Origin of the sequence: Pseudomonas paraeruginosa PA7 (genome assembly GCF_000017205.1) — a bacterium.
Taxonomy (GTDB): domain Bacteria; phylum Pseudomonadota; class Gammaproteobacteria; order Pseudomonadales; family Pseudomonadaceae; genus Pseudomonas; species Pseudomonas paraeruginosa.
Genome location: NC_009656.1, coordinates 6,032,442 through 6,054,772 on the forward strand (window position 1 = coordinate 6,032,442; position 22,331 = coordinate 6,054,772).

The following is a 22,331-nucleotide window of genomic DNA, read 5'->3' on the forward strand; positions in this document are numbered from 1 at the left end:
AGACCGCGTGTGAGCTGATTATGTCCGCTATTTTCGCTGAACGTGCGTTGCTGCCGGAAGGCTGGGCGCGAAATGTCCGTTTCGAGATTTCCGCGGACGGAGTCCTCGCCGCCATTCATCCCGACGCCAGTGCCGACGGCGCCGAACACCTCGGCGGCGCCGTGCTGCCGGGCATGCCCAACCTCCATTCGCATGCGTTCCAGCGCGCCATGGCCGGGCTCGCCGAGGTCGCCGGCAATCCCAACGACAGTTTCTGGACCTGGCGCGAGCTGATGTACCGGATGGTCGGCCGGCTCTCGCCCGAGCAGATCGAGGTCATCGCCCGCCAGCTCTACATCGAGATGCTCAAGGCCGGCTACACGTCGGTGGCGGAATTCCATTACGTCCACCACGACCTCGACGGCCGTCCCTACGCCGATCCCGCCGAATTGTCCCTGCGCATCTCCCGTGCCGCCAGCACCGCCGGCATCGGCCTGACCCTGCTTCCCGTGCTCTACAGCCACGCGGGCTTCGGCGGCCAGCCGGCCAGCGAGGGCCAGCGGCGCTTCCTCAACGACAGCGAGGCCTACCTGGAATTGCTCCAGCGCCTGCGCGCGCCGCTGGGAGCGGCGGGCCAATCCCTGGGCCTGTGCTTCCACTCCCTGCGCGCGGTGACCCCGCAACAGATCGCCACGGTCCTGGACGCCGGCCACGACGACCTGCCGGTCCACATCCATATCGCCGAACAGCAGAAGGAAGTCGACGACTGCCTGGCCTGGAGCGGATGCCGGCCATTGCAATGGCTGTACGAGAACGTCGCGGTCGACCAGCGCTGGTGCCTGGTCCATGCGACCCACGCCGATCCCGAAGAGGTCGCGGCGATGGCGCGCAGCGGCGCGGTGGCCGGCCTGTGCCTGAGCACCGAGGCCAACCTCGGCGACGGTATCTTCCCGGCGACGGACTTCCTCGCCCAGGGCGGACGCCTGGGCATCGGCTCCGACAGCCATGTCTCGCTCAGCGTGGTCGAGGAACTGCGCTGGCTGGAATACGGCCAGCGCCTGCGCGACCGGAAGCGCAACCGGCTCTATCGCGCCGACCAGCCGAACATCGGCCGCACCCTCTACGACGCGGCCCTGGCTGGCGGCGCCCAGGCCCTCGGCCAGCCGATCGGCGGCCTCGCCGTGGGCCGCCGCGCCGACCTGCTGGTCCTTGACGGCAACGACCCCTACCTGGCCAGCGCCGAAGGCGACGCCCTGCTCAACCGCTGGCTGTTCGCCGGCGGCGACCGCCAGGTGCGCGACGTGATGGTGGCCGGCAGATGGACCGTGCGTGACGGCCGGCATGCCGGGGAAGAACGCAGCGCACGGGCGTTCGCCCAGATGCTGGGGGAACTGCTCGGTTGACCCCTGCGCAGCGGCGAGTGACCGCGTTGCGGTATCCGCCCTACTCGTTCGAACGAGCCGTCGGGCGCTAAACGCCGAGACATCCCAAGCCATCCGCCAGCCGTGGACGGCGCTGGAAAGAAAAAACGCCCCGGCGGGGCGTTCCTTCATTGGCTCCGCTTCACCTGGCCGTCAGGTACCCGCCAGATCAGTTCGTCCACCGCGTAACCGCGGCTACGCGCCTCTGCCAGCAGCCGCTCGCGGGTCTGCCGCGAGACCTGCGGGGTGCGCGACAGCAGCCACAGGTATTCGCGGTTCGGATTGCCCACCAGCGCGGTGCGGTAATCGTCGTCCACCGCCAGCACCCAGTAGTCGCCGCGCGCCACGTTGGGGAAGAGATTGGCGAACCAGTTGTCGAAGCGCACCCACAGCTTGTCGGTGCGGCCCGGCTGCTGGGCGACCGCCCGGCCCTCAACCTGCTCCCACTCGCCATCCTGGGTCAGGCAGCGGTTGATCACCTGGATGCTCTGGTCGTCCTGCAGGCGGTAATGCGCTTCCGATTGCGCGCAGTTGCGCTGGAAGAACATGGGCAAGCGCGCCAGCTCGTACCAGGTGCCCTGGTAGCGCTGCAGGTCGACCTGCTCGGTGGCCGGCGGACTCTTCGGCGAACCCGCGCAACCGACCAGCAGCAAGCCCAGCCACAGGGTGCAGAGCACCCGGACGGGGAGACCGATCACTTGAGGCCCTGGCCGGAGAACAGCAGCGCCTTGTCGGCGGCGTACTGCACGCTGATGAAGGCCTTCTCGTCGCCCCAGGTGCAGCTGGACATGCCCAGCGCGCCGGAGCACTCGGTGGGCTTGCCGAGGATCGCCTCGACCTCGGCCTTGCTCATGCCGGCCTTGAGCTTGGAATAGTTTTCCTGGTTGATCTTGCTGCAGCCGGCCAGGACGACGCAGAAGGCGGCCACGGCCAGGGTACGGAACGACGCCATGAGGAACTCCTTGTTCGGGGGGAAGCGCTGCCTACAGCTTGGCACACGCGGGGAAATCCGGAGCCTTGGAGTCAGAAACGCGAACCGGGTTCCCTGAGGAACGCCGTCTCCTCTTCGCTCGAAGGCCGGCCGAGAATGGCGTTGCGATGGGGAAAACGGCCGAAGCGGGCGATCACCGCATGGTGCCGTTCGGCGTAGTCGCAGAAGCTGTCGAACGGCTCGCGCGCCGTGCCGCCGACCTGCTCGCGCAGTTCGCGGAAGCAGGTCACCGCCCGCTCCTGGCTGGGCAGGTCCTCGGCGTGCTCCAGCACCAGGTAGACGAACACCCGGCGGATCGGCGGCAACTGGCGGTCAAGGCCCTTTTCCATGCCTTCGCGCACCAGGCGCTGGGCACGGGCGTCGCCCGCGTAGGCGCGAGGGGTATCGCGGTAGACCATGCGCGGTAGCTGGTCGAGCAGCAGGATCAGCGCCAGCCAGCCGTCGGCCTTGGCCGTCCATTCCTGCAGGCCGCCGTCCAGCGCCTGGTTCACCAGCTCGCCGAAGCGGCCGCCGGCGTCGGCGTCCTGGCAGACGTTCTTGCCGAACCACAGGCCGTTGCGCTGGGCAACCACCTCGGCGGCGTCGCTGGAGGCGCCGAACCACCAGTCGAGCAGGGTCTGCCAGGGCGCGCTCATCGGCTTACTCCTTGTGGTAGCCGGTGATGCGCTCGACTTCCTGCTTCGAGCCGAGGAACACCGCGACGCGCTGGTGCAGGTTCTCCGGCTTGATGTCGAGGATGCGCTGGGTGCCGTTGGTGGCGGCGCCGCCGGCCTGCTCGATGATGAAGGACATCGGGTTGGCCTCGTACATCAGGCGCAGCTTGCCGGGCTTCTCCGGCTCGCGGGCGTCGCGCGGATACATGAAGACGCCGCCGCGGGTCAGGATGCGGTGTACGTCGGCGACCATCGAGGCGATCCAGCGCATGTTGTAGTTCTTGCCCAGCGGGCCTTCCTTGCCGGCCAGCAGTTCTTCGACGTAGCGTTTCACCGGCGCCTCCCAGTGGCGCTGGTTGGACATGTTGATGGCGAACTCGGCGGTGCTTTCCGGCACGCTGATGTTGTCGTGGGTGAGGACGAAGCTGCCCAGCTCGCGGTCCAGGGTGAAACCCTTGACGCCGTTGCCGAGGGTCAGCATCAGCATGGTCTGCGGGCCGTAGATGGCGTAGCCGGCGGCGACCTGGGTGGTGCCCGGCTGGAGGAAGGCTTCCTCGCGCAGGGTATCGTTCTGGTTCAGGTATTCGTTGGGGCAGCGCAGCACCGAGAAGATGGTGCCGACCGAGACATTGACGTCGATGTTGCTGGAGCCGTCCAGCGGGTCGAAGACCAGCAGGTAGGCGCCTTTCGGGTAGCGCCCCGGGATCTGGTAGGGGTGGTCCATCTCCTCCGAGGCCATGCCAGCCAGATTGCCGGCCCATTCGTTGGCTTCCAGCAGGATCTCGTTGGACATCACGTCCAGCTTCTTCTGCACCTCGCCCTGCACGTTCTCGGTGCCCATGCTGCCGAGCACGCCGCCCAGCGCGCCCTTGGACACCGCATGGCTGATTTCCTTGCAGGCACGCGCCACGACCTCGATGAGGAAGCGCAGGTCGGCCGGGGTATTGTGGCTGCGGGTCTGCTCGATCAGATAGCGGCTCAGGGTAACGCGGGACATGGATGGCTCCGGAGAGAGGAAAAAACCCGCGCAGTTTAACGCGGAATTGGCGGCCACGCTTGACTCCGCGCAACCGCCGGTTGGAGATCGGCGGCGGCGGCGCGGTTCATTTCCGCGGCGCGCAACCGATCGACGGTCGTCAGCCGCGCCCCATCTCGCCGTTCAGGCTGGCCTGGACGATTTCCACCCAATAGCCGTCGGGATCGCTGATGAAGGCGACGTTCTTCATGCCTCGGTCCAGCGGCTTGACGAAGTTCACCCCCAGCGTCTCGAAACGCTCGCAGGCCGCCACCAGGTCCGGCACCGAGAAGCAGATGTGCCCGAACCCGCGCGGGTCCTGGTTGCCGTTGTGGTACTGGCTGTCGTCGCTCTCGCTGCCCCAGTTGTGGGTCAGCTCGAGGACCGACTGGCGGCCGAAGGTATAGCGCTGGCGTTCGTCCACCGCGTCGGGTACCTCTTCGCCACGGGTCATGGCGAGGAAATACAGGGAGAAGCGGCCTTCCTCGAAGTCGAGGCGGCGCAACAGGCGCATGCCCAGCACCCGCGAGTAGAAGTCGAGCGAGCGCTTCGGGTCCTTGACCCGCAGCATGGTGTGGTTGAACACGTATTCCTGGGTGACGGCATCCGGCTCCATGCAGATGCCGGGCTGTACTTCGGTGTTGAAACTCATCGGGCGATTCCCTCGAACGAAACGGAGCGGCAGTGTATGGCGGACCGCCGGGCAGCGAGTAACAGCGGGGTACTACTCTCTTGATGCCGGCACGCGCCGATCGTTCCGTCGGCGGGAATGTGGCCGGCGCCGCCCGGACGCCGGCCACGAGGTCCTCAGAAATCCAGGCTCAGCGCCAGGCTGACGCTCTGCTGGGTATCGTCCTCGCCCTTGCGCCAGTTGTAGCCGCCGCGCAGCGACAACTCCGGCGCCAGCTTCTGGCTGAAGCCCAGGGAGACACGGTTGAGGTGATCCTGCGGGGTGTAGCCTTCGAGGGTGAAGCGATTGCCCGGCAGGCTGTTGAGGGACATGGTCAGGTCCTGGGTGTCGTCCTCGTACTCGCGCTCGTGGGCGTACTCGGCGAACAGCTGGGTATCGCTGCCGAACGCGTACTTGCCTTGCAGGCCGGCCCCCAGGCGCTTCGAGCTGCGTTTCTGCTCGTCGTAGTCGAGCGCGGTGGCGCTGGCGCCCTTCTCGGAATAGCCGTCGACCTCGACCCGCGCATAGTCGGCGCTGACGAACGGCGACAGGTGCCAGGGACTGTCGGCCTGCTGGGCGATGTCGTAGCCCAGGCGCGCGCTGAACGCCCACAGGTGGCCATAGGTGTCGCCTTTCTCGCTGCGTTCTCCGCCACCCAGGGCGAACGTGCGCTTCAGGTCGTCGTAGTCGAGGTAGCCGCCGGTCAGCGCCGCGTCAGCCCACCAGCGGTTTTCCTGGTATTGCACGAAGGCGCTGGCCATGTAGCTGTTCATCCGGTACTCGGAATCCCTGGCGCCGGCTTCCAGCTTCTGCCGGTAGAAGCCGGCGGCGACCCCGGCGCGCCAGGCCTCGTCGATCCGGTAGCTGCCGCCGAGGGTCAGGTTGTAGCCGTTGCCGTCGCCGCTGGCGGCGCTGTTCTGGGAGTCGAAGTCCAGGCGCTGGCCACCGCCGCCGACGAAGCCACGCCACTGGCCGACGTTCTGCCAGTTCTCCCAGTCCGCCTGCCACTGGCTGCGCAATTCGTCCTGGTAGGCACGCAGGGTGCCGTGGGCCATTTCCGGCAGCAGGGTCAGTTCCCAGGGCGCCGACAGCAGCGAATAGGTGTAGTCGGCGATCAGCCGCTGGCCGGTGATGGTCGGGTGCACGCTGTCGTTGAACAGCAATTTGCTCGGGTCGGGCGTGCTGCCGTTGATCCCGTAGGTCGGGTTCATGGTGCAGCCGTTGCCGCTGAAACAGGTGCCGATCAGGTTCTGCTCGGCGGCCAGGCCGAAGGAAGCCGGGTTGGCCATGCCTTCCTTGAGCAGCAGCGGGATGTTCAACGGAATGACGTTGGCGCCGGCCTGGCTCAACTGGGCGGTCAGCTCGGCGTTGAACGTGCCGCTGAGTTGGCTGGCGAAAGGCTGCAAGGGACCACCGAAGGTAGCCGGGGTCAGGCCCAGGTCGGGCAGCAGCCAGACCACGATGTAGCGCGCGCCGGCCTGCTGCAGGGCCTGCACGCTATCCACCAGGCGGCCGGCGGCCTGTTGCGCCTGGACGTCGTTGAGGATGCGTCCCTGGAGGAAGTCGTTGCCGCCGCCGGTGATGTAGTAGAGCGCATTCGGATCGGCGCCCAGGCCCTGGCGGGCGCGGTCCACCAGGTAGCCGTCGCGGCTGCGCAGGAGGGTATTGTCGCGTTCGATCAGCGAGCCGTCGGTCGCGGTGATCGAGTCGTAGATCTGGTCGGTACGGTAGCCGCCCACCGCCCAGTTGTTGCCGTCGGCGATGCCCTGCTGGGCGTTGACCGGCGAGGTCGAGGCAGCCAGGTCGCCCGGGGCGATGCCGAGCTGATTGCCGAGCAGCATGGGCGCGGTCGGTCCGAAGATCTCGCCGCTGCCGTTCTGGTAGGTCGGTCCCACCCGGTTGGTGAAGCGCGAAGTGCTTCCGGCCGGACCGCCGGGATCGGGAAACTGCCCGGCATCGCTGAGGCTGTCGCCGAACACCACCAGGGTCGAATAGGGCGAGGGGGCAGCCTGCAGGGCGGTGGACAGCGAAGCCAGCAGGCAGGCCGCCGCCAGTGGCTTGAGCGCCATTCTGATCATTCTCTTACTCCGTGATTTGTTTTTATTGTCAGGACGCCGCGAGCGCCCGGGGCGCCCGTCGTAAAGCCCTCGTCAGCCGAACAGCATAGCCCGGGGCGGGCTCATGAGCGGTTCGGCGGCGAGCGCAGCAGGCTCATTGCCATTATTACCAGCAGACCGACCCCGAGCAGAAGTACCGCCCACAGGCCGATCTTCTTCCAGTCGGTTCCCGCCTCCGGTACGGCTACCGGCGCAGCGACCTCCAGCGCGGCGGCCAGGCTGGCGCTACCCAGGGTGCCACGCTTGCTCTCGGTGTAGCCGGGAATCAGCACGCCGAGCGGCAGCGCGGCCGACTGCGCGGCGGCCTTGCCGTACGCCAGGCGGTACGGAGGACTGCCGCGCACCAGGAATACCAGTTCACTGGCCGGCAGGCCGACGCTCAGGCCCGGTGCCGCCGCACCAAGGCCGGTGCCGCGCGGATCCACGCGCAGACGCAGTTCGCGCACCGGCCAGCCCGGCAGCTCCAGCTCGTTTTCCTGCACGCTCCGACCATCGATCGGCAGACGGTACAGAACGCCACGTGCAAGAGAGTTCCAGGCAATCTCCCGGCGTGACGATGCCTTCTCCGCGTGCCCCCGGCCGGACAGCTCCACCGGCGCGATGGTATGGGCCTGCGCCTGCTCCAGGGACACCCGCACCCGCTGCACCGGCAGCGCCAGCGGCAATTGCCAGCGGTACTCGCCGTCCTTCTCCTGGCGCCCGGGCAGCGGCTCGGACCAGAGCATCGGGGCCGGCTCGGTGGTCCGGGTGCTGCCGTGCACGCGCGCGCTCCTGAGCTCCACCGCGGTCGCGTCGGCGGGCCACAAAAGACGCAGGTAGCGGGCCTGCCGAGCGGGCAGCCGGACCTCGCTGACGTCGATGCGCTCGCCATTGAAGGTCAGCCGGGCGATCTGCCCGTCGCCCCAGGCTTGCCAGCGCTCGAGATCGTCGCTGGCTTCCACGGAGAAGCGCTGGAAGCCCTCCTCCGGGCTGTTCCAGTCCAGTTGCAGGCGCTCCAGGGGAAACTTCACCGCACTCGCGTCGACCAGCCAGCCGCGCAGGGTCTCGCCTGCCGGCTCCGTGCTGGCCGGCAGCACTTCGACGATGGTGCCGCTGGTATTGCGCTGCACCCGCAGATTCGGTTGCGCCGCATCGCTGGCCGATGAGCCGCGCAAGGGGAACAGGCGTACCTCGGCCTGGTGCGGCGTGCTGGCCTGTCGCTCGCTGCCGGCCACCAGGGCGTAGGGCAGGGCCGCTCCCTCGCCGTCGAAGACGCGCAGGTCGCGCAGGTCGGCGTGGGCCGCCGCCAACTGCACGCTCATCGGCACGCTCAGGCGGTACCAGGGGCCCTCGCCTTGCAGGGCCAGCGGCACCAGGTGGCTGAAGTCCTCCGGCGCTTCCTTCGCCGAAGACGGTCCGGCAAGCCAGGCGCCCAGCAGGAACAGGCTGGCGGTTCGATACAGGATGGAGCGCGTCATGGCTGCTCGGCCTCCGCTGCAACCTCGGCGCGACGCGGAGGCAAGGGTGAGAAATAGCCGACGATCAGCAGCAGGACGCCGACGCCGATGAAGGAAATGATCCGCTCCAGGCTGCCGCTGTTGCCCAGCTCGACGAAGAACAGCTTGATCACCACCACGCCGACCAGCGCCGCGCCGACCATCCACAGGTCGCGCCGGCCGAGACGGGTACCGGCGATGGTCAGGCCCAGGGCGCAGAGCGTCCAGACCAGCGACAGCCCCGCCTGCACCAGCATCGACGCGGCCAGCGCGTCGGTCTGGAACGGCACGTCGCCCAGGTGGTGCGCGGCGCGGCACACCGCCAGGGTCAGCAGGGCGAACAGCGAGGCGCCGGCCAGCGCCTGGCGCCCCAGGCGCACGCTGGCATTGCCGTCGACGAGCGGGGCCAGGCTGGCGTCGCTCCAGCGGTAGAGGGCGAACAGCACGATCAGCAGCCCCAGCTCCAGCGGGTTGGCCAGCGGCAGGTAAGGCAGCGGCTCGGCGGCACCATCGCTGAACAGGTTGGCGCTCCAGAACCAGCCGAGCAGCAACAGCGCCACCGGCGCAGCGGCGAGCAGCCGATATTCCTGCGGGAAGTCGCGCAGCGGCCAGGGCAGGCTCCGCCCGCCGGCCACCAGCAGCAGGTAGGCGCTCGGCACCAGCGCCCAGCCCAGCCAACGCCAGGCGTTGTACTGTTCGGCGAGCAGGGCGAACAGGTAGCGCAGCTCCAGCGCCAGCACCCCGAGCAACAGCCAGCAGCCGAGCACGTGGGCGGCGCCCAGCGCGCGCCTCGGCAACAGCGGGGCGAGACGTCGCAGCGACAGCAAGTGCGTGGCGAACAGCAGCGGCCAGGCCAGCCAGCCGAATTCACCGAACGGCTGGTAATCGAAGCGCCAGACGCTCGCCAGGGCCAACAGCGCCACCGGGACCAGCGCCAGGCATAGCAGGGCCAGCTCGCGCCAGCGCTCGCGCAGCGCCAGCAGCATCCACGACGCCACTGTCGCCGAGGCCACCAGCAGCAGCGCATGCTCGCGCAGGCCAGCAGGCACGAAGCGGGTGGTCTCGCACAGCGCGGTCAGCGTCCACCAGCCCGCGCCCCAGAGCAGCAGCAGGTGCGACAGCTCGGCCAGGCCGATGGTACCGATCCCCAGCGCCCGCTCGTGCTCGCCGGCGCGGCGCAGCCGCCAGGCGCCGACCAGCGCCGCCAGGGCCAGCACTGCCGGCGTCCAGAACCCGGAATGAGCCAGGGGCCGCAGGCCGTCTCCGCTCAGCGAGCCGAGCAGCGACGGGCCGGCGAGGAGGAATGCCAGGCCGCCCACCACCTGCAAGGCGAGGCCGAAGTAGAAGCTCAGGCGCTGGCGCAGCACCAGGCTCAGCCAGATGATCAGCAGCCCGCTACCGGCCCATACTGCGCTGGCGCTGCGCCAGGGCAGGACGAACAGCACCGCCAGGTTGACGAACGCCAGGCCGGCCAGCAGCACCAGGCTCAGGCCCATGAGCAGCCGACTGTCGTCCCTCACCAGCGGGTCGCGCGCCGCCAGCAGCATGCCGCCGATCAGCGCCAGGCCGATCAGCGAGGCGGTCATCAAGCCGCGCCAGCCCGAGTCGAATACCCCGCCCTGGCCATCGCCGCCCTGCAAATGCAGGAGGAATAGCGCACCGCCCAGCAATTGCACGGCGAAGGCGCAGAACAGGAAGGTGCGCGAGCCCAGGCGCAGGCCGGCGAACAAGCTCGCCAGGCCGGCCACGGCCCAGGCGATGGCGGTGTCGTCGACGGCCAGGCAGAGCGGTGCGACCAGATAGAGGAAGGCCAGGCCGGCGGCCGCCAGCAACGGCTGGCAGGCAGGCTCCCAGTCGGCCAGCGCTTTCGCCGGCGCGCGACGCAGCTGCCAGAAGCTGAACAGCGCCGCCGCGCCGAGCATCAGCGCGCCCAGCGGCGAGCCCTCCAGCAGCGTCGTCTCGCCCGGTCGCAAGCCATTCAGGTAGGCCAGCGCCGCACCGCCCTGCAGCAGCAGGGCGAAGATCCGTGCCAGGCGGCGGCGCTGGAGCAGGCCGAGCCAGTAGATGCCGGCGCCCTCGACGGCCCAGGCAGCCGAGGTCCAGCGCGCGTCCAGGCCGAGCGGAATGGCCAGGGTACCGAAGACCACCCCCAGCGCCAGGCACACCTCCACCAGCAGGCTGGTACGCGCGGCAGACGCATGCCCCCGCAGCACACGCGCCAGCACCAGGTAGAACAGGCCCAGCGCCAGGGCGCTGAAAGCCATGCCGAACCCGATGTGGCCGATCACCGCGCATTGCAGGCCGAACCCCACCAGCGGCGGGCCGAACAGTACCGTGGCATCGATGTAGTCGGCCTGTCGCGCCGACCAGCGCAGCAGTTCGCCGCGCTCCTCGGGCGCCTGGGCGGCTTCCAGCAGCTTGCGCCGGGCGAAGAGCAGGCCGATGCCGACGTACATCAGGAAGAACAGCAGCAGGAACGGCTCGGTGCTGGCGAACAGCCCTGGCGTGTAGGAACGCAGGCCCCAGGCGAAGCCGATGCCGAAAGTGCCGACGAAGCCGACCAGGTTGAGCAGGCGCCAGGCGCGGAACCAGGCGATGGCGAATATCCCGGCGTTGAGCAGGGCGAAGTAGCTGAACAGCGCCACATGGTTGCCGCTGCCGGTGGAGGTCAGGATCGGCGCGGCGAAGCCGCCGAGCGCCGCCACCACCGCCAGGCCCATGGCGTTCTGCAGCACGGCGAGGATCGCCGAGCAGATCGTCACCACCACCAGCAGGACCAGCGCCGCGCCGGGCGAGATCAGCGGATGCAGGCGCATCGCGGCGAAGATCGTCAGGTACAGCACCGCGATACCGGTGCCTTGCAGGAGCAGGCCGTAGGCGGCGCGCCGCTCGCGCAGCCACCAGCCGACGCCGAGCAGCGCCAGCGCCGCCAGGGCCACCCCGGCGTAGCGGTATTCCACCGGCACCACCACCCGTTCCGAGGCATAGCGCAGGAGAAAGGCCAGGCCGATGAACAACAGCACCACACCGATGCGCAATACCGTATTGCCGCCGAACAGCCAGCCCTTGGCCGCGGCGAAGCCACGTTCGACCAGCGAGGGTTCGCGTGGAACCGCTGTTGGGGCGCGGCGGGGCGCCGGCTGGTCCTCCGGCTGGAACGCCGGCTGTCTCTCGACGGGCTGGACGGGTTCCAGGGGACCAGGCGGAGGCGGCGCAGCCTCGACGGCCGGCAGCTCGATCTCCCAGTCCAGCGGCGGCGCAACCTCGGCGGGAGGCGCGGGAGGCGTGTCTGCGAGCGGCTGGTCGATGCCGGCGGCCGGCGCGGAAACGCTTTCCGGAACGTCCTGCGCCGGGCGCTCCACGCGCAGCAGGCGCTCGTGGATGACCTCGGTGCCGCGCTCGAAGCGTTCGGCGAACTCGCTCATCTGCTTGCGCAGGCGCTCGTTCTGTTGCGCCAGGTTCTGCAGCGAGAAAGCCTGTCCCAGGGCCAGGCCGGAAAGGCCGCCGAGGATGGCGCCGACCAGCGAATCCCCGGCGAAGCCGCCGAGGATCAGGCCTACCAGCATGAAAATCCATTGCATGCGTCGAATCCTTGATCAATTAGGTACCACGATCCACTGATACCTGGCCTGGCCATCCTGCCAGGCCGGAACCCGCGCCGGGAGTATACAGCCCGCATTCCCGACATTCGACGCATTCCGACGCCCGCCCCGTGGCGAGCTACCTCTTCCTGGCGATGAACTGGACCACACAGGCCGCGCCGGTGTGGAAACGACCCTCGACCACCTCGCGCTCGATCTCCCGCGCCAGCAGCACCTCGCAATTCGGCAGCTCCGCCTCCAGCGCCGCGCGGCTCACCAGCATGTCGACATCCGCCGGGCCGCCGGTGCCGCGACCGAGTTGCTCCGGCCGATAGGCCTCCAGCAGGAAGATACCGCCCGGCCGCAGCGCACGTTCCAGCAGGCGGTTGAGTCTGCCGCGCAACCGACCGGGCAGGTGCGCGAAGATCGACACCACCGCGCCGAACGCCGCTGCCGGCGGTTCGTAGTCCGCCAGGTCGACCACCAGGGTGTCGATCGACACGCCTTTCGCCTCGGCCAGCCGGCGCGCCTTGGCCAGGCCGACGGCGGAACCGTCCACACCAAGCACCTCCAGGCCCAGCGAAGCGAGGAACACCGCGTTGCGCCCCTCGCCCTCGGCGACGCTCAGCACCGGCCCGGCCAGCCGCTGCGCATGCTCTTTCAGGAAAGCGTTGGGTTCGGTTCCGTAGACATACTCTTCGGCGGCATAGCGTTCGTCCCACATGAGGTTCACCTCGTCTGTATTTCGTCACGGCCCAGGTGCCGAAACGCTAGTCTTCCACTTCAAGTCGACTTGAGGTCAAGGGCATGCGGCAACTGGACATAGGCGAGGTCGCGCGGCGTTCCGGGGTACCGGCCTCGACCCTGCGTTACTACGAGGAAAGGGGGCTGATCGCCTCCAGCGGCCGCCACGGCCTGCGCCGGCGCTTCGATGCAGGTGTACTGGAGCGCCTGGCGCTGATTGGGCTGGGCCGCGCCGCGGGGTTGTCGCTGGACGAGATCGCCGGCATGAGCGCAGCCGACGGTACGTTGCGGATCGACCGCGAGACGCTGGCGGCCAAGGCCGACGAACTGGACCGGACGATCCGCCGCCTCACCGCCATGCGCGACGGCCTGCGGCATGCCGCGGGCTGCCCGGCACGCGAGCACATGGCCTGCCCGACGTTCCGCCGCCTGCTGCGGGCGGCTGCCGCGGGAGCCATCAAGCCACGCCGGAAAGTCCCCGGCGCATAGCAAAACGGCCGGCAGGCCGGGCACCCCTGCCCCGCCTGCCGGCCGCGAGGCGCGCCGTTGCGGCGCGCCGGTACGGCAACGGTTTAGACCTTGCTGCGCTCGTAGCGCTTGCGATCGTTCTCGTTGAGCAGTTTCTTGCGCAGGCGGATCGACTTCGGCGTCACTTCCACCAGCTCGTCTTCGTCGATGAACTCCAGGGCCTGCTCGAGGGTGAACTTCAGCGCCGGGGTCAGCTGGATGGTCTCGTCCTTGCCGGAAGCGCGCATGTTGTCGAGCTTCTTGGCCTTGGTCGGGTTGATCACCAGGTCGTTGTCGCGGCTGTGGATGCCGGCCAGCTGGCCTTCGTAGACTTCGTCGCCCGGGGAGAGGAACAGCTTGCCGCGGTCCTGCAGGGTTTCCAGGGAGTAGGTCAGCGCGGTACCGGTAGCCATGGAGACCAGCACGCCGTTCTGGCGGTGGGCGACGTCGCCGGCCTTGACCGGACCGTAGTGGTCGAAGGTCGAGGTCAGGATGCCGGTGCCCGAGGTCATGGTCAGGAAGGCGTTGCGGAAACCGATCAGGCCACGGGCCGGGATCACGTATTCCAGGCGCAGGCGACCCTTGCCGTCGGGGATCATGTTGGTCATGTCGCCCTTGCGCAGGCCCATCTGCTCCATCACCGGGCCCTGGTGCTGCTCCTCGATGTCGATGGAGACGTTCTCGTAGGGTTCCTGCTTCACGCCGTCCTTCTCGATGATCACCACTTCCGGGCGGCCCACGGCCAGCTCGAAGCCTTCGCGGCGCATGGTCTCGATCAGAACCGACAGGTGCAGCTCGCCGCGGCCGGAAACCTTGAACTTCTCCGGGCTGTCGCCCTGCTCGACGCGCAGCGCCACGTTGTGCAGCAGCTCCTTCTCCAGGCGCTCCTTGATGTTGCGGCTGGTGACGAACTTGCCTTCGCGGCCGGCGAACGGCGAGTCGTTGACCTGGAAGGTCATGCTCACGGTCGGCTGGTCGACGGTCAGCGGCGGCAGCGCCTCGACGTTCTGCGGGTCGCACAGGGTGTCGGAGATGAACAGCTCCTCCATGCCGCTGACGCAGACGATGTCGCCGGCTTCCGCCTCGGCCACCTCGACGCGCTGCAGGCCATGGTGGCCCATGATCTTCAGGATGCGGCCGTTGCGCTTGCTGCCGTCGTCGCTGATCGCTACCACCGGGGTGTTGGACTTGACCTTGCCGCGGGTGATGCGACCGATACCGATCACGCCGAGGAAGCTGTTGTAGTCCAGCTGCGAGATCTGCATCTGGAACGAACCCTCGGTGTCCACCACCGGGGCCGGGACGTGGTCGATGATCGCCTGGAACAGCGCGTCCATGTTGTCGTCCATCTTCTCGTGGTCGAGGCCGGCGATGCCGTTCAGGGCGCTGGCGTAGACGATCGGGAAGTCGAGTTGCTCGTCGGTGGCGCCGAGGTTGTCGAACAGGTCGAAGATCTGGTCGATGACCCAGTCCGGACGCGCGCCCGGACGGTCGATCTTGTTCACCACCACGATCGGACGCAGGCCGGCCTTGAACGCCTTCTGGGTCACGAAGCGGGTCTGCGGCATGGGGCCGTCCTGGGCGTCGACCACCAGCAGCACGGAGTCGACCATCGACATCACGCGCTCCACCTCGCCGCCGAAGTCGGCGTGGCCGGGGGTATCGACGATGTTGATGTTGTAGCCGTTCCACTTGATCGCGGTGTTCTTCGCCAGGATGGTGATGCCACGCTCTTTTTCCTGGTCGTTGGAGTCCATCACCCGCTCGCTTTCCGCTTCCTTGCGGTCGAGGGTGCCGGACAGCTTCAGCAGCTTGTCCACCAGGGTGGTCTTGCCATGGTCGACGTGGGCGATGATGGCGATGTTGCGCAGATTTTCGATCACAAGTCTTGTCTCGTTTGACGCCCGAAGCGCGGCTTCGCGGCGGTGGTGGGGGTCGGACAGGGCGGCGTCCGACACGACATGCTTCTTCAATTAAGGGGCGGGCAGCGGGCGGACGCTGCCCCGGTCCGGCCGGCGCGCCGAAGGGCGGGCATCGGCCTAGGCGGCGGACGTGTCGGGAGGACGGTGGCGGATGCTGCCGCCGAACAAGCCCGGCTGCTTAAGCCGGACGATAAACACGCACATTGGTGTGCCCCTCGTTGAGCAGGTGATGGGCATGCAGGCGGCTCATCACCCCTTTGTCGCAATACAGGAGGTACTGGCGGTTCGCGTCCAGTTCCTTGAAGCGGCTGTTGATCGCGTAGAACGGCAGCGCCTGGACTTCGACGCCTTCCAGCGCCAGGGGTTCGTCCTCCTGGGCGTCAGGATGGCGGATGTCGATGACAATCTGACCGGGCAGCACCTCGGCCACCTCTTCCACCGAAAGGTCCTGGCCGAGTTCGTCGATGACCCGGTCGACGGTGCGCTGGGTGGCGCGCTCCAGGGCGCGCTCGAGCACCGCCATGTCGAACTTCGATTCCTCGTGCTCGACGCGGTAGGGCTTGGCCTGGGTGGTCGGGTTCACCGAGATCACCCCGCAGTATTCCGGCATGTGCCGGGCGAACTCGGCGGTGCCGATCTGCCGGGCGGTGTCGATGATGTCCTGCTTGTGGCTGACGATCAGCGGACGCAACACCAGGGTATCGGTGACCCGGTCGATCACCGAGAGATTCGGCAGGGTCTGGCTGGACACCTGGGAGATCGCCTCGCCGGTCACCAGCGCGTCCAGCTCCAGGCGCTCGGCCACGCGGCTGGCGGCGCGCAGCATCATGCGCTTGAGGGTCACGCCCATGTAGCTGTCGTCGACCTTGGTGAGGATCTCGCCGACCACTTCCTCGAACGGCACGCTGACGAACAGCACGCGCTGCGAGCGGCCGTATTTCTCCCACAGGTAGTGGGCGACTTCCATCACCCCGAGTTCGTGGGCGCGGCCGCCGAGGTTGAAGAACACGAAGTGGCTGATCATCCCGCGGCGCATCATCTGGTAGGCCGCCACGGTCGAGTCGAAGCCGCCGGACATCAGCACCAGCACCTGCTCCAGCGCGCCCAGCGGATAGCCGCCCAGGCCCGGATGCTGGCGATGGATGACGAACAGGCGGTCGAGGCGGATTTCCATCCGCACCTCGACTTCCGGCTGCTTCAGGTCGATCCCGGCGGCCCCGCATTCGCGGCGCAGGCCGCTGCCGACGTAGCGCTCCACCTCCATCGAGGTGAACGCGTGCTTGCCGGCGCGCTTGCAGCGCACGGCGAACATCTTGCCGGCCAGCTGGTCGCCGAAGTGCGCCTTGCACTTGGCGAGGATGTCGTCGAAATCGCCCAGCGGATACTCGTGGACCTCGAGGAAATGACCGATGCCCGGGGTGCAGGTCAGGCGCTCGATCATCTCGCGCCGGACCCTGGCGTCGACCACGGCGGTCTCCACCTCGAGGTTGTCCCACTCGCCCTCGACCTTCAGTTCCGGATCCAGGTCGCGCAGCACCGCGCGGATGTTCTTCGCCAGTTGCCGGATGAAGCGCTTGCGCACCGGCCGGCTCTTGATGGTGATTTCCTGGAAGGTCTTGACGATGAGTTTCATGCGGGGACGCGAACGCGCGGGGCGACGGAAAAAAAGGGGCGAAATTATATCCGAAATTGCTCATGTATTGAGCAGAAATATGCGTAGTTATTTTCAGTGCACCAAAATGGAATGATGCACCAACATGGAGCACCATAACGGTGCAGGCGAAACCCGCAGAGCCGTGCAAAAGCAGGTCCGACCCCGCCAACCATGAGGCTCTGCCCGTTTCCGTGCACTGGCACGCAACTTGCTCACTTGTGAGGCAGGTTGCCCTGGCGGAGTATTCCGGCCGGCATCACCCGATACTGGGGCACAGATAAAAGCTCCCAGCTCTAATCCCTCCTGGAGGACAGCATGTCGTACAAGTCGCACCAACTGATCAAAGACCATGACGTGAAGTGGGTAGACCTGCGCTTCACCGATACCAAGGGCAAGCAGCAACACGTCACCATGCCGGCTCGCGACGCGCTGGACGATGAGTTCTTCGAAGCCGGCAAGATGTTCGACGGCTCCTCCATCGCCGGCTGGAAAGGCATCGAAGCCTCCGACATGATCCTGATGCCGGACGACAGCACCGCCGTCCTCGATCCGTTCACCGAAGAGCCGACCCTGATCCTGGTCTGCGACATCATCGAGCCGAGCACCATGCAGGGCTACGAGCGCGACCCGCGCAACATCGCCAAGCGCGCCGAGGAGTACCTGAAGTCCACCGGCATCGGCGACACCGTGTTCGTCGGCCCGGAACCGGAGTTCTTCATCTTCGACGAAGTGAAGTTCAAGTCCGACATCTCCGGCTCGATGTTCAAGATCTTCTCCGAGCAGGCTTCCTGGAACACCGACGCCGACATCGAGTCCGGCAACAAGGGCCATCGCCCGGGCGTGAAGGGCGGCTACTTCCCGGTACCGCCGGTCGACCACGACCATGAAATCCGCACCGCCATGTGCAACGCCCTGGAGGAAATGGGCCTGGTGGTCGAAGTCCACCACCACGAAGTGGCCACCGCCGGCCAGAACGAGATCGGCGTGAAGTTCAACACCCTGGTCGCCAAGGCCGACGAAGTGCAGACCCTGAAGTACTGCGTGCACAACGTCGCCGACGCCTACGGCAAGACCGTGACCTTCATGCCGAAGCCGCTGTACGGCGACAACGGCTCGGGCATGCACGTGCACATGTCGATCTCCAAGGACGGCAAGAACACCTTCGCCGGCGAAGGCTATGCCGGCCTGTCCGAGACCGCCCTGTACTTCATCGGCGGCATCATCAAGCACGGCAAGGCCCTGAACGGCTTCACCAACCCCTCGACCAACTCCTACAAGCGCCTGGTCCCGGGCTTCGAAGCCCCGGTGATGCTGGCCTACTCGGCGCGCAACCGCTCCGCCTCGATCCGCATCCCGTACGTCTCCAGCCCGAAGGCCCGCCGTATCGAAGCGCGCTTCCCGGACCCGGCAGCCAACCCCTACCTGGCCTTCGCCGCGCTGCTGATGGCCGGCCTGGACGGCATCCAGAACAAGATCCACCCCGGCGATGCCGCCGACAAGAACCTGTACGACCTGCCGCCGGAAGAGGCGAAGGAAATCCCGCAGGTTTGCGGCAGCCTGAAAGAGGCGCTGGAAGAACTCGACAAGGGCCGCGCGTTCCTGACCAAGGGCGGCGTGTTCACCGACGAGTTCATCGATGCCTATATCGAGCTGAAGAGCGAAGAAGAGATCAAGGTGCGCACCTTCGTGCACCCGCTGGAATACGACCTGTACTACAGCGTCTGACCCACCGTTTCCTATAACAACGAGTCACCCTCTTGAGGCCTCCTTCGGGAGGCCTTTTTTATGGGCCACCGCATTTAGACTTGCCGCGTTCCCCGCCCCGAGGACGAGGACCGTCCATGCGTCACTCGCTCTGGCTCCTGCTCGCCGCCGTCCTCAGCCTGCCCGCCCAGGCCGGCACCGAATACCGCGACATCCACGACCGAGGCCTGCGTCGCATCCGCCGGATCACCCTGCAGCGCTAGATGCCGCCGTCCGCCGGCGCGCCCTGCTCGTCCGGCTCCGCGGACCTCGCCCTGGGCGCCCGGCTCAACTGCACGTTGAGGCGCGGCATCGACAATTCCAGGCCGGCCTGGTCGAGGCGCCGGCGCAGGCGCAGGTTGAACGCCCGCTGGACTTCCCACTGCTTGATCGGCGCGGTCTTGAAACGGAAGCGCAGGACCGCCTGGCCGTTGTCGAAGCTCTCCACGCCCTGCAATTCCATCGGCGACCACAGGTTGCGGTAGACCGCCGGGTCGCTGCGCAGCTCCATCGCCACCTCGCGCACCAGCGCCACCGCATCGTCGATCGGCATGCTCGCCGGCACCGGCCAGCGGAACATCGCGTAGCCGAACTGGCGCGAGTAGTTCTTGATGCTCTTGATCTCGCTGAACGGGATGGTATGCACCACGCCGTCCAGGTCGCGCAGGCGCACGGTGCGGATGGTCAGGCCCTCGACCGTGCCCAGGTGGCCGCCGACGTCGACGTAGTCGTCGATCGACAGCGAGTCCTCGATGATGATGAACAGGCCGGTGATCAGGTCGGCCACCAGCGACTGCGCGCCGAAGCCGATGGCCAGGCCGATCACGCCGGCACCGGCCAGCAGCGGGGTGACGTTCATGCCCATGTTGGCCAGGGCGACGATCAGGGCGATCACCGCGATGGTGGCGAACAGCACGTTGCGGATCAGCGGCAGCATGGTCAGCGCGCGAGTGTTCGGCCGGCTCTTGCCGCCCAGGCCGAGGCTGTGCTGGATCGCGGTGTCGGCGAGGATCCAGATCAGCCAGGCGACCAGCAGGGTGGTGCCGAAACTGACCACCTTCATGCTGATCTGCTCGCCGTCGCCCTCCGCATAGCGGATCAGCGACATGCCCCAGACACGCAGGGAAACCTCGATGAAGAACAGCACCACGAAGATGTGCAGCAGGGTATAGCCGAAGCTCTGCAACTGCTCGATATACGGCGCGCTGCGCCGCGGGCCGGCGCCGACCCGGCCGGAGCGTCGGCGGATCAGCCCGATCACGGTCATCGCCACCACCGCCAGCAGCGCGCAGACCAGCGCCCGACGCAGGGCCGAACTGCTGTCGCCGGCGGAAACGAAGGTGGCGAACAGGGAAATCCCCACCAGCACCAGCACCGGCACGAACCACAGCGAACCGACCAACTGCACCAGGTCATGCAGGCTGCGGCGCTTGAGGCGACGTTCCAGCGGCTGGTTGCGGATCAGGTGAGCGATCGGCCGGCGGAAGCGCATCACGAACAGCGCGGTGAACAGTGCCGCGCTGGCGTTGGCCAGGGTGCTCAGGCAGACCGAGGTGTGTTCGCCGAGCCCGGCGATCAGCCGCGGATCGTGAGCCACCTCGCCCAGCGCGGCGAGGCTGCCGATCAGCCACAGCGGACGGAACGCCTGGCGCCGCAGGATATCCAGGGCGCGCTGGCGATGCGGGCCGCTGAGCAGCGAGAGGGAGATCACGCACAGCGCGGAGAACAGCGTGCCACAGACCAGCACATAGGCCATGACCATCGCCAGGGTCTTGCTCAACGAGTCCGGTAGCACCACCGACAGGTACAGGGTGATGAAGAACGCCACCAGCCAGGGCCCCAGCTTGCGCAGGGCGAACAGCAGCAGGTCGCGGGTCTTCGGATGCTGCGGCAGCTCGGCGGACAAGCCGAAGCGCGCGCGCATCCGGCGGCTGAGCCAGAGCAGCGCGCTGGCCAGGCAGGCCCAGAGCAGGATCACCACCGAGAAGTCGAAGACCATCGCCGGCAGGTCGCGCCAGCTGGGGAAGCGCTCCTCCAGCTCGGCGCGCGCCAGCTGGAACTGGTTGCCCCACAGCGCCACCGGGCTGTTCGCGCCCTGGAACTGCTTTTCCAGGCTGGTCAGGGTATCGCCGATCAGGCCCAGCACCCCGCCTTCGCTTTCCTTACCCTTCTTGGTGACGTCGCGCAGCTGTTTCAGCTTTTTCAACAGATCGGCGCGCTGCCTGTCGTTCTCCAGGGTCTGGATCACCTGGTTCAGCGATTGCTCCAACTGCGCATCGCTGACCTTGTCGCCACCGGAGGAACTGCCCGCCAGCGGGTTCGGCAGCGCCGCCGCGCCGGGCGGCGAATAGAACAGGGCGAGGCAGAGACACAGCAGCATGCCGGCCAGGGCGCGGGAGCGAAGGGAGAACAGGGTGATGATCGGCACGAGAAAGGCAGTCCCCAGTGAGAAAGCGAAACAGCCGCATCATACAAGCCGCGAGCCCGCCGTTTCGAACGGGTCCGCCGGCCGGCGGCGCAGGCACAGACACTCTGGCGCAACGAGGGTTCGTCCACCAGCGCCGGCTGAGACGAACCTGGCCGCAGCCGAAGGCACAGCGACCGCCAACGTGCCCCAGCGCACACCTTCGAATACCCGCATGCCGCACAATGCACGGCTTGCCAGCGCGCCGATGCGGTGCAACGCTTGGCAGGTTCACCCGGAGACCGTCCATGCGCCTGATCATCAGTTGCCTGCTCCTGGCCGCCGCCCTGCCGGCCGGGGCGCAGATCTACCAATACACCGACGCCAACGGCAACAAGGTGTTCACCAACCAGCCGCCGGACGGCGTGCAGGCGCAGACCGTGGAACTGCAGCCGACCAATACCGTGGGCATCGACACGCCGGCCAAGGCCCCGGCCGACGCAACGCCCGTCGGCGACGAGGCCTCCGCCGCCTACGAGATTCTCGCCCTCAGCGACCTGCCCACGGAAGAGGCGCTGCGCGCCAACAACGGCACCTTCAACGTCAGCGTCAGCATCCGCCCGGCCCTGCGCAGCGGGCACCAGCTGCAACTGGTGCTGGACGGCAAGCCCTACGGCACGCCGAGCAGCGGTACGCGCTTCACCCTGCATGAGATCGACCGCGGCGACCACAGCCTGGCGGTACAGGTGCTCAACGGCGAGCAGGTGCTGCAGGCCAGCCCGCCGGTCAGCTTCACCGTGCAGCGCGTGCACCTGGGGAAGAAGCGGTGATCCCGCGCCTTCTCGCCGCCGTCCTGCTGTGCCTGGCCTGCGCCGCGCAGGCGGGGGTCTATACCTACATCGACGCCGAGGGCAACCGCGTCTACACCGACCAGCCGCCCAGCGGGCGCAAGGCCCAGCGCGTCGAGCTGGAGCCGAGCAACAGCGTGGCGCCGCCGGGCATCCGCTATCGCCCGCCCGCGGCGCCGATCGAGGTGAAGCCGCCAGCCTACCAGTTGCTGCGTATCCTCTTCCCCGAGCCGGACGCGACCCTGCGCGAGAACAGCGGCGACGTCATCGTCACCGTCACCAGCGAGCCGGCGCTGCTGCCCGGCCATCGCTATCGCCTGCTGCTCGACGGCAAGCCTGCCGGGACGCCGGGACGCAGCCCGGTGTTCCCGTTGAAGAACCTCGATCGCGGCACCCACCAGGTCGCAGTGGAAATCATCGATGCCGACGGCATGACCGTGGAAAGCACGCCGAGCCAGCCGTTCCACCTGCACCGGGTGAGCATCGCTGCCCAGCCCCTGCAGGAGTTCGATACGCCGCTGGTCAGTGCGGTACAGCCGGCCGCACGCTAGCCGAACTTTCCCTGCCCGCATCGCCGTGGGCAGGATTTTCCGGTTTTTTCCCAGGC

General features: G+C 67.7%; 18 protein-coding genes. 6 read left to right on the top strand and 12 right to left on the bottom strand.

What is annotated here, in order from left to right; all coding sequences use genetic code 11:
* Positions 1–20: 20 nt before the first annotated feature.
* The gene (locus PSPA7_RS27865; protein WP_041025431.1) at positions 21–1,382 is read left to right on the top strand and encodes a formimidoylglutamate deiminase; all 1,362 of its coding nucleotides are present in this window, start codon (positions 21–23) and stop codon (positions 1,380–1,382) included.
* A gap of 146 nt (positions 1,383–1,528) precedes the next feature.
* Here PSPA7_RS27865 and PSPA7_RS27870 read toward each other — a convergent pair whose 3' ends face one another.
* From PSPA7_RS27870 to PSPA7_RS27910, 9 genes are all read right to left on the bottom strand, one after another.
* Positions 1,529–2,098, bottom strand: coding sequence for a lipocalin family protein (locus tag PSPA7_RS27870; RefSeq protein ID WP_033999910.1), 570 nt, complete (start codon positions 2,096–2,098; stop codon positions 1,529–1,531).
* Positions 2,095–2,352 carry an outer membrane protein assembly factor BamE domain-containing protein gene (bamE, locus tag PSPA7_RS27875; RefSeq protein ID WP_003151642.1) on the bottom strand — a complete coding sequence of 86 codons (258 nt, stop codon included), beginning with the start codon at positions 2,350–2,352 and terminating at the stop codon, positions 2,095–2,097. The genes PSPA7_RS27870 and bamE overlap by 4 nt, the downstream gene beginning before the upstream one ends.
* Positions 2,353–2,423: 71 nt before the next feature.
* Positions 2,424–3,026: a DUF924 family protein gene (locus tag PSPA7_RS27880; protein ID WP_003151639.1), complete on the bottom strand. Its 603-nt coding sequence runs from the start codon at positions 3,024–3,026 to the stop codon at positions 2,424–2,426.
* A gap of 4 nt (positions 3,027–3,030) precedes the next feature.
* Positions 3,031–4,041, bottom strand: a complete 1,011-nt coding sequence (locus PSPA7_RS27885; protein ID WP_012077766.1) for a class 1 fructose-bisphosphatase — start codon at positions 4,039–4,041, stop codon at positions 3,031–3,033.
* Between the two features lie 139 nt (positions 4,042–4,180).
* Complete coding sequence (gene gloA, locus PSPA7_RS27890; RefSeq protein WP_012077767.1) at positions 4,181–4,711, bottom strand: lactoylglutathione lyase; 531 nt, start codon at positions 4,709–4,711, stop codon at positions 4,181–4,183.
* A gap of 155 nt (positions 4,712–4,866) precedes the next feature.
* Positions 4,867–6,807: an esterase EstA gene (estA, locus tag PSPA7_RS27895; RefSeq protein ID WP_012077768.1), complete on the bottom strand. Its 1,941-nt coding sequence runs from the start codon at positions 6,805–6,807 to the stop codon at positions 4,867–4,869.
* 101 nt (positions 6,808–6,908) lie between these two features.
* The gene (locus tag PSPA7_RS27900; RefSeq protein WP_012077769.1) at positions 6,909–8,303 is read right to left on the bottom strand and encodes a DUF3999 domain-containing protein; all 1,395 of its coding nucleotides are present in this window, start codon (positions 8,301–8,303) and stop codon (positions 6,909–6,911) included.
* The gene (locus PSPA7_RS27905; RefSeq protein ID WP_012077770.1) at positions 8,300–11,902 is read right to left on the bottom strand and encodes a DUF2339 domain-containing protein; all 3,603 of its coding nucleotides are present in this window, start codon (positions 11,900–11,902) and stop codon (positions 8,300–8,302) included. Before PSPA7_RS27905 ends, PSPA7_RS27900 begins: the two co-directional genes overlap by 4 nt.
* 139 nt (positions 11,903–12,041) lie before the next feature.
* Positions 12,042–12,626, bottom strand: a complete 585-nt coding sequence (locus PSPA7_RS27910) for an SAM-dependent methyltransferase (protein WP_012077771.1) — start codon at positions 12,624–12,626, stop codon at positions 12,042–12,044.
* Positions 12,627–12,709: 83 nt separating this feature from the next.
* On the opposite strand from PSPA7_RS27910, the gene PSPA7_RS27915 reads away from it, so the two are divergent.
* Positions 12,710–13,135 (top strand): helix-turn-helix domain-containing protein, encoded by a 426-nt coding sequence (locus PSPA7_RS27915; RefSeq protein ID WP_003157575.1) that lies wholly within the window; start codon positions 12,710–12,712, stop codon positions 13,133–13,135.
* Positions 13,136–13,218: 83 nt separating this feature from the next.
* On the opposite strand, the gene typA is transcribed toward PSPA7_RS27915, so the two are convergent.
* Entirely contained in the window at positions 13,219–15,036 is a 1,818-nt protein-coding gene (typA, locus tag PSPA7_RS27920) for a translational GTPase TypA (RefSeq protein ID WP_003154709.1), read from the bottom strand.
* Between the two features lie 217 nt (positions 15,037–15,253).
* Positions 15,254–16,708 carry a tRNA uracil 4-sulfurtransferase ThiI gene (gene thiI, locus PSPA7_RS27925; RefSeq protein ID WP_012077772.1) on the bottom strand — a complete coding sequence of 485 codons (1,455 nt, stop codon included), beginning with the start codon at positions 16,706–16,708 and terminating at the stop codon, positions 15,254–15,256.
* Positions 16,709–17,044: 336 nt separating this feature from the next.
* Here thiI and glnA point away from each other — a divergent pair, with 336 nt between their 5' ends.
* On the top strand, positions 17,045–18,454 hold the full coding sequence (gene glnA, locus PSPA7_RS27930) for a glutamate--ammonia ligase (protein ID WP_003096016.1): 1,410 nt from the start codon (positions 17,045–17,047) through the stop codon (positions 18,452–18,454).
* 116 nt (positions 18,455–18,570) lie between these two features.
* Positions 18,571–18,696: a hypothetical protein gene (locus PSPA7_RS32860; protein ID WP_012077774.1), complete on the top strand. Its 126-nt coding sequence runs from the start codon at positions 18,571–18,573 to the stop codon at positions 18,694–18,696.
* Here the strand turns inward: PSPA7_RS32860 and PSPA7_RS27935 are convergent.
* Positions 18,693–20,900, bottom strand: a complete 2,208-nt coding sequence (locus PSPA7_RS27935; RefSeq protein WP_012077775.1) for a mechanosensitive ion channel family protein — start codon at positions 20,898–20,900, stop codon at positions 18,693–18,695. The two genes, PSPA7_RS32860 and PSPA7_RS27935, sit on opposite strands and share 4 nt — an antisense overlap.
* Before the next feature lie 284 nt (positions 20,901–21,184).
* Between PSPA7_RS27935 and PSPA7_RS27940 the strand changes: the two genes are divergently transcribed.
* Together PSPA7_RS27940 and PSPA7_RS27945 are read left to right on the top strand one after the other, a co-directional pair.
* Entirely contained in the window at positions 21,185–21,706 is a 522-nt protein-coding gene (locus PSPA7_RS27940; protein ID WP_012077776.1) for a DUF4124 domain-containing protein, read from the top strand.
* On the top strand, positions 21,703–22,275 hold the full coding sequence (locus tag PSPA7_RS27945; RefSeq protein ID WP_012077777.1) for a DUF4124 domain-containing protein: 573 nt from the start codon (positions 21,703–21,705) through the stop codon (positions 22,273–22,275). The genes PSPA7_RS27940 and PSPA7_RS27945 overlap by 4 nt, the downstream gene beginning before the upstream one ends.
* The last annotated feature ends 56 nt before the right edge of the window (positions 22,276–22,331 follow it).